At 44.9% G+C, this 13,405-nt stretch carries 15 protein-coding genes; 13 read left to right on the forward strand and 2 right to left on the reverse strand.

Going from position 1 to position 13,405, the window contains the following annotated elements; translation table 11 throughout:
- The 13 genes from AB4493_RS16065 to AB4493_RS16125 form a co-directional block, all read left to right on the forward strand.
- On the forward strand, positions 1 to 925 hold a 925-nt coding region (locus AB4493_RS16065), incomplete at its 5' end, for a chemotaxis protein CheW (protein ID WP_372155415.1).
- Positions 926 to 997: 72 nt separating this feature from the next.
- Positions 998 to 1,492 carry a chemotaxis protein CheW gene (locus AB4493_RS16070; protein ID WP_017064109.1) on the forward strand — a complete coding sequence of 165 codons (495 nt, stop codon included), beginning with the start codon at positions 998 to 1,000 and terminating at the stop codon, positions 1,490 to 1,492.
- On the forward strand, positions 1,492 to 2,004 hold the full coding sequence (locus tag AB4493_RS16075) for a DUF2802 domain-containing protein (RefSeq protein WP_017060660.1): 513 nt from the start codon (positions 1,492 to 1,494) through the stop codon (positions 2,002 to 2,004). Before AB4493_RS16070 ends, AB4493_RS16075 begins: the two co-directional genes overlap by 1 nt.
- A 278-nt stretch (positions 2,005 to 2,282) precedes the next feature.
- Complete coding sequence (gene ccmA, locus AB4493_RS16080) at positions 2,283 to 2,900, forward strand: cytochrome c biogenesis heme-transporting ATPase CcmA (protein ID WP_017060659.1); 618 nt, start codon at positions 2,283 to 2,285, stop codon at positions 2,898 to 2,900.
- A 1-nt stretch (position 2,901) separates the two neighbouring features.
- Entirely contained in the window at positions 2,902 to 3,570 is a 669-nt protein-coding gene (ccmB, locus tag AB4493_RS16085) for a heme exporter protein CcmB (protein WP_017060658.1), read from the forward strand.
- Between the two features lie 148 nt (positions 3,571 to 3,718).
- The gene (locus AB4493_RS16090; protein ID WP_017060657.1) at positions 3,719 to 4,459 is read left to right on the forward strand and encodes a heme ABC transporter permease; all 741 of its coding nucleotides are present in this window, start codon (positions 3,719 to 3,721) and stop codon (positions 4,457 to 4,459) included.
- A gap of 14 nt (positions 4,460 to 4,473) precedes the next feature.
- Complete coding sequence (gene ccmD / locus AB4493_RS16095; RefSeq protein WP_017060656.1) at positions 4,474 to 4,680, forward strand: heme exporter protein CcmD; 207 nt, start codon at positions 4,474 to 4,476, stop codon at positions 4,678 to 4,680.
- Positions 4,677 to 5,159 (forward strand): cytochrome c maturation protein CcmE, encoded by a 483-nt coding sequence (gene ccmE / locus AB4493_RS16100; protein ID WP_017060655.1) that lies wholly within the window; start codon positions 4,677 to 4,679, stop codon positions 5,157 to 5,159. Before ccmD ends, ccmE begins: the two co-directional genes overlap by 4 nt.
- The gene (locus tag AB4493_RS16105; protein ID WP_136979573.1) at positions 5,156 to 7,126 is read left to right on the forward strand and encodes a heme lyase CcmF/NrfE family subunit; all 1,971 of its coding nucleotides are present in this window, start codon (positions 5,156 to 5,158) and stop codon (positions 7,124 to 7,126) included. Before ccmE ends, AB4493_RS16105 begins: the two co-directional genes overlap by 4 nt.
- Positions 7,127 to 7,131: 5 nt before the next feature.
- Entirely contained in the window at positions 7,132 to 7,683 is a 552-nt protein-coding gene (locus tag AB4493_RS16110) for a DsbE family thiol:disulfide interchange protein (protein ID WP_017060653.1), read from the forward strand.
- Positions 7,680 to 8,171, forward strand: a complete 492-nt coding sequence (locus AB4493_RS16115; protein ID WP_065583667.1) for a cytochrome c-type biogenesis protein — start codon at positions 7,680 to 7,682, stop codon at positions 8,169 to 8,171. The genes AB4493_RS16110 and AB4493_RS16115 overlap by 4 nt, the downstream gene beginning before the upstream one ends.
- Complete coding sequence (gene ccmI / locus AB4493_RS16120) at positions 8,171 to 9,391, forward strand: c-type cytochrome biogenesis protein CcmI (protein WP_017064103.1); 1,221 nt, start codon at positions 8,171 to 8,173, stop codon at positions 9,389 to 9,391. Before AB4493_RS16115 ends, ccmI begins: the two co-directional genes overlap by 1 nt.
- Before the next feature lie 124 nt (positions 9,392 to 9,515).
- Positions 9,516 to 10,301 carry a VacJ family lipoprotein gene (locus AB4493_RS16125; RefSeq protein WP_017064102.1) on the forward strand — a complete coding sequence of 262 codons (786 nt, stop codon included), beginning with the start codon at positions 9,516 to 9,518 and terminating at the stop codon, positions 10,299 to 10,301.
- Between the two features lie 89 nt (positions 10,302 to 10,390).
- On the opposite strand, the gene AB4493_RS16130 is transcribed toward AB4493_RS16125, so the two are convergent.
- Both AB4493_RS16130 and AB4493_RS16135 read right to left on the reverse strand, forming a co-directional pair.
- Positions 10,391 to 11,695 (reverse strand): outer membrane protein transport protein, encoded by a 1,305-nt coding sequence (locus tag AB4493_RS16130; protein ID WP_372113795.1) that lies wholly within the window; start codon positions 11,693 to 11,695, stop codon positions 10,391 to 10,393.
- 296 nt (positions 11,696 to 11,991) lie between these two features.
- The gene (locus AB4493_RS16135) at positions 11,992 to 13,260 is read right to left on the reverse strand and encodes an outer membrane protein transport protein (protein WP_069597167.1); all 1,269 of its coding nucleotides are present in this window, start codon (positions 13,258 to 13,260) and stop codon (positions 11,992 to 11,994) included.
- Positions 13,261 to 13,405 lie beyond the last annotated feature (145 nt).

Consider the following 13,405-nt stretch of genomic DNA (forward strand, 5'->3'; position numbering starts at 1 on the left):
GCCAGAGCCAGAGCCAGAGCGCCAATTTTCGAGTCACCACTCAAGCTACGCAGAAATACGCGCGGCTGAGTTTGAGGTTCCTAACCTTGAGGATGTTCAGAAACTACTGAGTCGTTTAGAGGCGACCAATGTTGTTGATGAACTGAACCTTGATGAGTTGATGGATCAGAACACCCAGAAAATTGCCGAGCAAGCTGACATGCAAATGTTTGATGCCGCGGTTGAGTCTGTTCAAGTGTTCGAAGAGCCAGAGATTCAGGATTGGAATCTTCCAGAACCCGATTTATCAATTGTTTTAGAGCCACCTGTTGAATCGCAGCAAATTGAAGAGTTACAAGCTGAATCGCTGGAGACGGAACAAGTAGAAGTTAAGGCTGTTGAGCCTGAACTTGACGTTCCTGATCCCGAGACAGTTATTGAACCCGAAACTCAAGCAGGAGGTGCTGACCAGTTTACCTCTTGGGAAAGTACGGTTCGCAAAGAAGACTTTCAAGTCTTGTATTTTGATGTAAACGGCGTGACCTTTGCGGTGCCACTTGATGAGCTTGGCGGCATCCATCGCCTTGAAGAGTTAAGTCATATCATTGGTAAGCCAGCTTGGTATTTGGGTTTACAAACCAACCGTGATAGTCAGCTAGATGTGGTCGACACCGCAAAATGGGTGATGTCTGAGAAACTATCAGGTGACGAATACAAAGAAAACTATCAATATATAGTGATGCTTGGAGAGAGCTTGTGGGGCCTGGCGGGCACAGAGCTCAAAGGCACCGAGCTACTTAATACAGACAAAGTACGTTGGCGAGAAATGGCAGGGAAACGCCCATGGCTCGCTGGTATGGTAAAAGAAAAAATGTGTGCTTTGATTCATGTTGAAGCATTAATCGCCATGCTAAACGCAGGGCTAGATGTAAAAGCATTAAGCTAGTAATAAGCATTGGGCTAACAATAAGCATCAAGTTAATAATAGTGGTCGGTAACGACGGCAAGAGGATTATCTATGTCTCATATGAGTGAAGTTGAAGTAAGAAAAGAGCAAACGAATGATGAAGTACTTCAATGGGTGACTTTCCAGCTAGAAGAAGAAACTTACGGCATCAACGTAATGCAAGTACGTGAAGTACTACGTTACAGCGAAATTGCTCCAGTACCGGGTGCTCCAGATTACGTTCTAGGTATTATTAACCTACGTGGTAACGTTGTTACTGTTATCGACACTCGTTCTCGCTTTGGTTTGATGCAAGGTGAAATCACAGACAACACTCGTATCATCGTTATTGAATCTGAGCGTCAAGTAATTGGCATTCTAGTAGATAGCGTTGCTGAAGTGGTTTACCTGCGTTCTTCTGAAATCGACACAACGCCAAGTGTTGGTACTGATGAAAGTGCTAAGTTCATCCAAGGTGTAAGTAACCGAGATGGCAAGCTACTTATCTTAGTAGATCTAAACAAACTACTAAGCGAAGACGAATGGGATGAGATGGCTCACCTGTAATGTTTGAAGCGCTTCCTTTAAGCCCTGTCGCTCTGATATCAGGCGTTGGGGTTTTTACGTTATTTATCCTGATTTTGATTAGCAAAGTAAAACGTGCGATTCAAAAGCAGCTCGATCAGTCACGCCTGCAAGTTCGTAACTTGGACAAAGAGCTTCAAAAATCGAGTAAGCAATTACTTGAGGTTCGCTCTGTTGTGGTTGGCCTTGGCCAGAAAGTGACTGAACAACAAGATCTTATCAAACATTTGAATGAACGTATTGTTGAGCTGGAACATGCGGATACCGATGGACGTTTGTACACACGTGCAACGAAAATGGTTCAGCTTGGCGCTGGGATTAACGAGTTAATTGAAGAATGTGAATTACCCAAAGCAGAAGCTGAGCTGATGATGTCTCTGCAGAACAAGCTTGCTGGTAAAGAGAAAATTCCTTCATTACGAAGCGACCCTTCATCGTACGATCAGCAACCCGATGCCTCTCGCGATCGCAGAGACCCGCCTCGACGTCGTTAAATTGAGCGCTTAATTCGTATTGAGCAATTGATGTTTATTACGTATTCCTCTTAAAAGAAGCTTCGGCTTCTTTTTTTATGCCTGTCCGATCTATATAGAACGATGTTTATAAGTGCTTGTATCTACGACAATATCTTGTTTGTTGATGAAAATGTGTAAATTGTGATGAGGTGGTAACAGTTTCTTACCGACTTTGTTCTATCGAAAACGCCTAGTCCTGTTTTGTCACCATGTTGGTGTGCTACTATAGCGCTCTCATTACTCGACTAAATTTACCTATGCTAGAAGTCTCAAATTTAACTGCTATTCGTGACGACAGGATTCTGTTTGAATCGTTGTCTTTTCAATTGAAACCAGGTGAGCTGGTTCAAGTTGAAGGTCGTAACGGTACCGGGAAAACGACACTCCTTAGGATTATTACTGGCTTAGGCGATCGCGATGACGGCACTATCTCTTGGGACGGTGAGTCTATTGAATCGAGTCGAGATGTTTATCATCAAAATTTACTTTTTCTTGGTCACCAAACAGGCGTAAAGCGCGAGCTTAGTGCTTATGAGAATCTGAGCTTTTATCAGTCGATTCACAGTGGCGGTACCAGCAAAGAAGAGCTTTATCACGCGCTGGCTCAAGTCGGGCTTGCGGGCAGAGAAGACGTACCTGCGGGGCAACTTTCAGCAGGCCAACAACGCCGAGTTGCGTTGGCTCGCCTTTGGTTGAGCAAGCAAATGTTGTGGATTCTTGATGAGCCGCTGACTGCCATTGATAAGCAGGGCGTGAAAGTTCTCGAATCTCTTTTTTCTCAGCATGCAGACAACGGTGGCATTGTGTTGTTAACCACACACCAAGATATGTTTGCTGATAGCCCGAAACTAAGAAAAATAAAGTTGGGTGAGTAATATGATCTCTTCAATGACCACGATTATCCGACGCGAACTGCTTATCGCGTTTCGACGTCAAGCGGATATCTTTAACCCTTTGTGGTTCTTCATCATTGTTATCACGCTTTTCCCTTTGAGTATTGGCCCAGAGCCAAACCTACTTGCGCGTATTGCTGCGGGTATTGTTTGGGTGGCCGCTTTGCTCTCTGCATTGCTCTCTTTAGAGCGTCTTTTCCGTGATGATTTTCAAGATGGCGCCCTTGAACAGATGATGCTGATGCCAATCCCGTTGCAGTTGGTAGTATTGTCCAAAGTCATAGCACACTGGTTGTTGACCGGGTTACCATTGATTTTAATCAGCCCATTATTGGCTGTTTTATTGTCTTTAGATTTTGATACATGGCTCTCAGTTGTGTTGACCTTGCTGGTAGGAACACCCGCATTGAGTTTTATTGGTGCGATTGGTGTTGCGTTAACCGTTGGGTTACAGAAGGGCGGAGTCCTGTTAAGCCTGTTAATCTTGCCGCTTTACATCCCCATTTTGATTTTCGCGACGTCAGCGATTGACGCTGCGGCTTTGGGCGTTGCGTACAACGGCCAATTGGCGGTGCTTGGGGCAATGTTAATGGGTGCGATGACTATGACGCCTTTTGCGATCAGTGCCGCACTTAGAGTGAGTGTGAACTGATTGGGGTTCCGTTATCGTATAGCCAATGTGAACCAAATGTGACGATTGGACTCATAGAGTCAATAAAACTGAAAGCAAGACAAATAAAATTATTATAATTATAGCTTTAATAGCTGTAAGCAATATGAAGTAAGAGTGAGATTACAACATGTGGAAATGGCTCCATCCCTATGCCAAAGCAGAAACCTCTTATCAGCTTGCTGGTAAACTTTTGCCATGGTTTTCGATCCTAGCGCTATTGTGTCTATCCGTCGGTACCGTGTGGGGGCTTGCATTTGCGCCTTCTGATTACCAACAAGGCGATAGCTTCCGTATCATCTACATCCATGTACCGTCTGCAATCTGGTCTATGGGCGTTTACATGTCGATGGCGATTGCTGCCTTTATCGGTTTGGTATGGCAGGTAAGGCTATCAGACATGGCCGCACTGGCGATGGCACCGATTGGTGCTGTGTTTACCTTCATTGCGTTACTAACCGGCGCTGTTTGGGGTAAACCAATGTGGGGCGCCTGGTGGGTTTGGGATGCGCGTTTAACCTCAGAGCTGATTCTTCTATTCCTATACTTGGGTGTGATTGCACTACACCACGCTTTTGACGACCAAAAAACAGCAGCAAAAGCGGCGGGTATCTTGGCTATCGTTGGTGTCATCAACCTACCTATCATTCACTTTTCAGTAGAGTGGTGGAACACACTTCACCAAGGCGCGACGATCACTAAGTTCGACAAGCCTTCTATTTCAAGTGACATGTTATGGCCGCTTCTTCTTAACATCTTCGGCTTCGCTTTCTTCTTTGGCGCTTTAACCATGATTCGTTTCCGTAACGAAATCATCAGTAAAGAAAGCCATCGTCCATGGGTTCGCAAGCTTGCGGCTGAAAAAGCGTAGTAGGGTAGGTAATTATGTATTTTGAATCTTTGAGTGATTTCTTAGCCATGGGAGGTTATGCCTCGTATGTCTGGAGTGCATTTGGAATCACATTCCTCGCGATGATCATTTTACTGGTCGTAAGCGTTCGTCGTGGTAAGCAATTACTAAATGAAGTACAAGCTAAGATTGATCGTCAAGCTCGTATCGATGCAGCAAAAAATATGGAGAACACTCTATGAACCCAAGACGTAAAAAGAGGCTGGGCATTGTCTTAGCGATCTTTTTTGGTATCAGTGCGACTGTTGGATTGATGGTTTACGCACTTAACCAGAACATGGATCTGTTCTACACACCAACTGAGCTGGTCAACGGCAAAGATGGTAAAAAGCCTGAAGTTGGTCAACGCCTACGTATTGGTGGCATGGTCGTAGTCGGCTCTGTAAGCCGTGACAATGAATCACTACGTGTAAGCTTCGATTTGGCGGATGTAGGCCCTAAAGTAACAATTCTATACGATGGTATCCTTCCTGATCTTTTCCGTGAAGGCCAAGGTATTGTTGCTCAGGGTGTCCTTAAAAATGCAACGACAATCGAAGCGTTTGAGGTGTTGGCAAAGCACGATGAAGAGTACATGCCTTCTGAAGTTGCGGAAGCAATGAAGAAAACCCATGAGCCTTTGCAATACACGACTGAACAAAAAGAAGGAAATGCTCAATGATAGCCGAGATCGGCCATTTTGCGATGATCCTGTCCTTGGGACTTGCATTGCTGCTAAGCGTGCTCCCATTGTATGGAGCCGCTCGAAATAACACATTATTGATGAACAGCGCACGACCGTTGTCGTGGGGTATGTTCGGATTCTTAGCGATTTCGTTCTTTATCTTGTGTTACGCGTTTTACACAAATGATTTTACGATTCAATACGTAGCAAGTAACTCAAACAGCCAACTACCTTGGTACTACCGAATTACGGCGGTTTGGGGTGCGCACGAAGGTTCATTACTGCTTTGGGTTCTCATCCAAGCGGGTTGGACTGTAGCAGTAGCGACATTCAGTCGTGGTATGCCTCAAGAGTCTGTGGCTCGTGTTTTGGCTATCATGGGTCTGATTACTGTCGGCTTCTTGCTGTTCATTATCGTGACGTCTAACCCGTTCTTACGTACATTGCCTTTCTTCCCTGTTGATGGCCGTGACCTGAACCCACTACTGCAAGATCCGGGTTTGATTATTCACCCGCCAATGCTTTACATGGGTTATGTAGGTTTCTCTGTTGCGTTCTCTTTCGCAATCGCTTCTCTAATGAGTGGTCGTCTTGATACGGCATGGGCTCGTTGGTCGCGTCCTTGGACAATCGCAGCTTGGTTATTCCTAACGGTAGGTATCGCACTAGGTTCATGGTGGGCTTACTACGAACTTGGCTGGGGTGGCTGGTGGTTCTGGGATCCAGTAGAAAACGCTTCATTCATGCCTTGGTTGGCTGGTACTGCTCTAATGCACTCACTAGCGGTAACTGAGAAGCGTGGCACATTTAAAGCTTGGACAGTACTGCTGGCTATCTCTGCATTCTCGCTAAGCTTACTAGGGACATTCTTAGTTCGTTCGGGCATCTTGGTATCGGTTCACGCATTCGCGTCGGATCCTGCTCGTGGTATGTTTATTCTAGGTTTCCTTGTCTTTGTTATCGGTGGCTCACTGCTGTTGTTTGCTATTAAAGGCGCATCGGTTCGTGTTCGCGGTAACTTCGATCTGGTTTCTCGTGAAAACGCACTGCTTGGTAACAACATCTTACTGATTGCAGCGCTTGTCGTTGTGTTAGTAGGTACGCTACTGCCATTAGTTCACAAACAGTTAGGCTTGGGCTCGGTATCTATCGGTGCACCATTCTTTGATATGTTGTTCTTCTGGTTAATGATCCCGTTCTCGTTCCTGCTTGGTATCGGTCCTCTGATCCGATGGAAACGTGACAACCTGTCTAAGCTTGTTAAACCAATGCTGATTTCAGGTGCACTCTCACTTGGCTTGAGTGCGCTAATGGTTGCTCTACTGGCTGACCGCTTCAGTGGTACTGCGTTTGCTGGTTGGGTAATGGCGTTCTGGATCATCTTCATGCACGGCTTTGAGCTGCATGAGCGTGCGACTCACCGTCATACATTCTTGAAAGGTCTAACTAAGCTACCTCGTAGCCACTGGGCAATGATGTGTGGTCACATAGGTTTAGCCGTGACAGTGATTGGTATCGCGATGGTGCAAAACTACAGCATCGAACGTGATGTACGTCTGGCGCCAGGTGAAAGCTACCAGCTTGAAGAATACAGCTTCCTGTTTACAGGGGTTCGTGACAAAGATGGTCCTAACTACGATGGTTACATTGCTGACTTTGAAATTACTAAAGAAGGCAAATACATCAACACGCTTCACGCTGAAAAACGTTTCTACACCACAGCTAAGTCTATGATGACAGAAGCAGCGATTGACCGTGGCGTAACGCGCGACCTTTACATTGCAATGGGTGAACGTTTAGACGACAACAAATCTTGGGCTGTACGTATCTACTACAAACCATTTGTACGTTGGATCTGGGCAGGTTCTTTGATTATGTCGATTGGTGGCGCTATTGCTATCAGTGACCGTCGTTACCGTTTCCGTAAGCCAATCAAAAAGTCGGCTGAAGAGCAGGAGGCTTAATTCGAATGAACAAGAAGATTTTATTCATTCCATTGATTGCGTTCATGGTTCTAGCTGGAATCTTTGCAACGCAATTAATGCGCAACCAGTCGGGCGATGACCCAACTAAGCTAGAATCCGTATTGATTGGTAAGCCTGTTCCTGAGTTTGGTCTAGAAGACTTAGAACAACCAGGTAAGTTTCATGATCAAGCGATCTTTAAAGGCGAGCCACTGCTTCTTAACGTGTGGGCGACTTGGTGTCCTACTTGTTATGCAGAGCACTCTTACCTGAACAAGCTTGCGGATCAAGGCGTTAAGATCATTGGTCTTAACTACAAAGATGATCGCAACAAAGCGGTTGGTTGGCTAAAAGAGTTGGGTAACCCGTACCTAATTAGCCTGTTTGATGGTAATGGCATGCTAGGCCTTGACCTTGGCGTGTATGGCGCGCCTGAAACTTTCCTAATCGATGCTAACGGCGTAGTTCGCTACCGCCATGTTGGTGACGTGAACCCAACCAACTGGGCATCGACGCTTGAGCCGATGTATCAAGAGTTGTTGGAGGAATCGAAATGATTAGAAAGGCACTGATTACTCTATTCGCTACGTTCGCAATTTCAGCGACTGTTTCTGCTGCACCTATCGAGTTCCATGAATTTGATACCGTAGATCAAGAACAGCAGTTCAAAGAGTTGAGTAATACGCTACGTTGCCCTAAATGTCAGAACAACACGATTGGTGATTCGAATGCTGAGCTAGCGGTCGACTTACGCCAAAAAGTGTACGAGATGACAAAAGACGGCAAGTCTGAGCAAGAAATTATTGATTACATGATTGCTCGTTACGGTAACTTTGTAACGTACAACCCGCCACTGACCTTAGCTACATCGATCCTTTGGATTGGTCCGTTTGCGGTTGTTGTGTTTGGATTTGGTTTGATTATTTTACGAAGCAGAAAGTCAAAATCAAAAGCAGCAGTAGAGTCAGATAAAGACTGGGATGCAGACAAAGAAGCTCGCTTAAAAGCGTTACTCGATGAAGAGAACGACGGAGATAAGAAGTAATGACTCTATTTTGGATTTCTACCATTATCCTTTCGCTAGCGGCAATTTTCTTAATTGTTCTGCCTTTCATTAACAAGAAGGCAAACAATGACGAGATGCTTCGCGACGAGTTGAATAAAGCGTTCTATAAAGACCGTCTTGTCGAGTTAGAAGTAGAAGCAGAGGAAGGTCTTGTTGATAACCAACAAGAACTGATCGATGATTTGAAACAGTCTCTGCTTGATGATGTTCCTGCACAAGAAGAGATGAAGAAGACTCAAATCTCTACGCTTGGTGTGGTTGTACCGTCGATCATCCTTGTCGTCGTTGTGACTTATGGTATGTACTTTAAGTTCGGTGCGTTGGACAAAGTTCAACACTGGCAAGAAGTGAGCTCGAACCTTCCTGAATTGTCTAAAAAGCTAATGTCATCGGAAGGTGGTGCACTAACGGATGATGAGTTGGAAGATTTGACTCTAGCGCTTCGTACTCGTCTGCATTACCAACCAAAAGATTCAACAGGTTGGTTGCTACTCGGTCGTATTGCACTGGCTAACCGCGACGCTGAAACAGCAAAAGATTCTATGGAACGAGCTTACAAGCTTGAACCTAAGAATGAAGATGTTCAGTTAGGTTTCGCACAAGCACTGATGCTTTCTCCTGATGAAGCTGATCAAAACCAAGCTCGTTTGATTTTGAGCCGTTTGATTCAAAACGATTACGTTGACCTTCGTGTGTTCTCACTGCTTGCGTTTGATGCGTTTGAGCGTCAAGACTACCCAGGTGCGGTGAAGTACTGGAGCATCATGCAGCAGATGATTGGTCCACAAGACAGTCGCTATGAAATGCTTTCGCGCAGTATTGAAAGTGCTCAGAAGAAAATGGGCGACAATATGGGTGTCGACCAAGGTAAGACTGTTGCTGTAACGCTCGATCTATCTGCAGACGTGAATGCTGACCCTAACTCAGTGTTAATTGTTTCAGTACACAGAGCAGATGGTTCTCCAATGCCTATCGCAGCCGCTCGTTACCCACTAGGGACTTTCCCTCGTACTGTTGTTCTAGATGACGGCAACAGCATGCTGGAAGGACAAGAGCTGTCTAGCCTTGAAACTCTGATGGTTAGAGCTAGGCTTGATACAGACGGCAACGTTTCAACTCGCGAAGGCGATTGGTACGGTGAAAGTGAAGTGGTTGAACTGGGTGCTCCAGTTACCATTGATATCAATAAGCAATATTAATCACCACTTTGCATAGGTGTTAGCTATTCCGATTTGCAGATAAACGGTATAGACTTAGCCAAACAATTGAGGCCAGCGATTGCTGGCCTTTTTTATTATTTGAATTCCTTATGGAAAAGGTGATATGTCTGTCAGTGTTTTAAGACTCTCGAGTTTACTTTTTATCGCAAGCTTAACGGTTGGGTGTTCAAGTGCGCCGGACGAAAGTGTTGACGATGATAACCTCGAAACCTCTGAATACGTCGAAGAGTCCCACCCGAATGATCCTTTTGAAGGCTTCAACCGAGCGATGTGGGATATCAACTACGAATATCTAGATCCTTATTTAGTTCGCCCTGTTTCCCTCGCTTATGTTGACTACACCCCTGTGCCAGTACGTTCTGGTATATCCAATTTTCTAGCCAACTTAGACGAACCATCAAGCATGGTGAATAACCTTATTATGGGCAATGGTGAAAAAGCACTCGACCATTTCAATCGTTTTTGGATTAACTCAACGATTGGTTTGTTAGGCTTAATCGATATTGCCAGCGAAGCGGGGATCACCAAATACGATGATAAGTCGTTCTCTGATGCGATTGGTCATTACGGGGTAGGGAATGGTCCCTACTTCATGGTGCCGGGTTATGGCCCAATAACAACGCGTGAAGTAACTGAAACCGTTGATGGTATGTATGTGCCTCTGTCTTTCTTGAACTTCTGGGCTAGCTTAGGAAAGTGGGCATTCGAAGGCATGGAAACTCGTGCTCAGTTAGTGTCACAAGAAGCGCTGTTGGATGACTCGCCAGATCCATATGCGTTAACGCGAGATGTTTATATTCAACGTCGTGACTTTAAAGCCGAGATCGAGCCTGAAGAGGTCGACCTTGAAGAAGAAGATTTGATCGATGGTTATCTAGAAGATTACTAGAAACATGATTTAGAAAATCGATAAAAGAAAGGCTCGATGTTGATGCAACATCGAGCCTTTTTAATGCTTTCTACTTTTAGGGAGGTAGATTAGAAGCGGTAGTTAGCTTGGATACCTACTAGCCAGATGCTACCTGTTACTTCACCTTCGAAGTCACCACCAAATGGTGCAGAACTTGCGTCATCTTCAACCATTTTTGCGTCTTTAGCTAGAATGTAAGTGAAGCCAGCATCTAGAGTTAGTTGCTCAGACCATTGATATCCAGCACCAATGCTTAACCAAGTGCGGTCTGTTTCTGGGATCGTTGCCGTACGGTGCTCATCGCTTACCGCTGAAGTATCGTATGCGATACCAGAGCGTAGAGCTAACTTAGGCGTCATTTGGTAAGTAGTACCAAGAGCAAAGCGGTAGTTATCTTCCCAGTTCTCTTGCTTGATATCTTGAGTTCGAGCAGGACCGAATTCAGGGATGTCAGCTACTAGTTCTTTAAAGCTGCTCCAGTTAGTCCAGTTAACGCTCGCATGTACAGCGACCTTATCTGATAGTTGATGGAAGCTTGCTAGCTCGGCGGTAGCTGGCAATGCAAGTTGCATTGAGCCGTTATATTTTGACTTCACAGGAGTACCTAAAGCGCCAGCAACAGCATCAAAAGCGACACCATTTGCGTGGCCTTCAAGCGTTAGGTCTACTTCTGACTTGTAGGTAAAACCAAGGCGGTTGTTTTCATTGATCTGCCAAGCGGTACCAACTTGCCAGCCCCACGCTGTGTCATCACCTTCCATGTATTTTAAAGCTGTACCTTGAGGCATAGGAACTAGAGAGTTAACTGTAGATACCGCTCCAAAGCTACCTTCAGCCATGATGTAACGAATACCACCACCAATAGATACGCTTTCAAGTACTTGGTAAGCCGCGTTTAGGTTTAGCTCCATCGTAGTAACACTTGCTTCGTTACCGTGGTTTGCGCCACCAAAGTCTTTACCTAGGTCTGTTTCCATACCGTAGTTAGTGCCAGCAGCAAAGCCTAATGCGAACTTGTCGTTGTACTTATGAGAAACATAAAAGTTTGGGATTACTGCACTGTGCGCAAAATCGCTAGAATTTGACGAAGTAGATTGTCCCATCATGGACGTAGAAGTACCGTCGATATCGATGTTAGGGTCAACATAGATAGCACCAACAGAAACCTGAGTACCTTCTAGGTAAGTCAGCATGGCAGGGTTACGCCATTGTGCGTCTGCGCCGTCAGCCATTGCAGCTTCACCAGCGTATGCGCGGCCAAGGCCTGTTGCTGAGTATTCTGCTAGTTGAAAACCTGCCGCGTGAGTGACGGTAGAAGTCGAAAGTAGTCCAACTGCCACTGCAGCAGATAGAAGAGTCTTATTCATTTTCATTATTATGTTCGCTGAATCATAAGTATTTAGTGGCGTGATTCTACGTTTAGAGTCATTGCTTTAAAAATGAAATTCGAATAAAACAGTGTTTTAGGGATTTAATGAGTAAATGTGTTTAATTATTAGAGAAATAATCTAAATGTTTCTGCTGTGTTGCGAAGTTTGAGCGTACACTTGTAGTCATATATTGACCTTGCAGGCTACAGTTGTAAGCTTAAATTGATGTAGGTCAGTGGTTTAGGTAATAAAAAAGGGTCGCATTATGCGACCCTTTGGGGATAAATTATTAGCTTATATTAGAAGCTACGGCTGTACTGCAGACCCATCAGGATTGCATCAGCATGTGTTGTTGCGTTAACACCGGTTGAAAGCCCAGGAGCGACTGGCGTAGTTTCTGATACATCTACATCATCACCCATTAGGTATGTGAAGCCGAAGTCAACATTAGAAACTGTGTCAATGTGGTATGTGAAACCAGCAGAGAACCATTGACGATCAGAATCTGGAACAGAAATTGAAGTCAGTTCATCCTGTGCACTTGTGTCGTACATGTAACCTGCACGAAGAGTCCAATCAGAGTTTAGGTAGTATGTACCACCAATAGCGTAGTGCCAGCCATCTTGCCATTGGTATTGTTTCGCATACGACGAGCCAAGAGGTGAGCCTTGTAAGTTTTCAAAGTCGATTTGATCGAATGCACCCCAACCAATCCATTGTACAGAGTAGTGAACTGCGAATTTAGTATCTTCGATTTTGTGGTAACCCGAGAATTCAGCGATATCAGGTAAAGGTAAGGTGATTTCTTGGCCTTTATCATCTTTAGCTGTGATCTCTGGACTGTAGCGGTAAGCTAAGCCGAAGCGGTTGTTTTCGTCTAGTTCATATACAGTACCAACATTGAAGCCCACAGCCCAACCATCAGCCTCATCAACATCGACTAATGTTGTTCCGGCAGGAACTAAACCGCCACTAGCTACACCTAGAGCTGCACTAGTTTCTCTTTTCATGGTGCCTTGACCGTAAATAAGGTCTAAACCTGCACCAAAGCTCCATTGTTTATTCAGTCGGTATGAACCAGCAAGGCCAAAGTTAATGCTCTGAACATCTGTTAAGCCGCCGTATTCAGCTGCAGTATAACTATCATCAAACTCTGTCTTAGTACCGAAGTTTGAGTACGCATTAACACCCCAAGCGAATTTATCATTTACTGGAACGATAAGGTGGATATTTGGAGCGATAGATGTATCACCAACATCATCCGTGTCGGCAACCGGAATTGGACTGCCATTAATATTGTATTCAGCATCGTTTACTTCAATCATTGAAGTAATGCTTTCAAAACCAAGCGAAAGCTCAGTTTTGTCAAATAGTGCCATTGCTGCAGGGTTACGTGCCATTACTGACGCGTTATCTGCGATTACTGCATCACCAGCGAAAGCACGGCCGATGCCGGTTGCTGATTGTGCGTTAAGTTGGAAACCTGCTGCCATCGCTTGCGAAGACGCCAGTGTAATTGTTACTGCTAAAAGAGACTTTTTAAACAGACGCGTGTTGTTGGTAGTCATTCATTTATTCCTTTATATATCCGCCTCTACAGGGCGATTAATTTGAGCAATTGCTCAATGGTGGCTGATCCTATTCGCAAGTATACGATATACAAATCCGACCATTGGGAATTTTGAGTGGAAAATTATGGAAATGACGCCTATC

It is taken from the genome of Vibrio sp. 10N.222.55.A1 (assembly GCF_041473835.1).
Classification (GTDB): domain Bacteria; phylum Pseudomonadota; class Gammaproteobacteria; order Enterobacterales; family Vibrionaceae; genus Vibrio; species Vibrio crassostreae_C.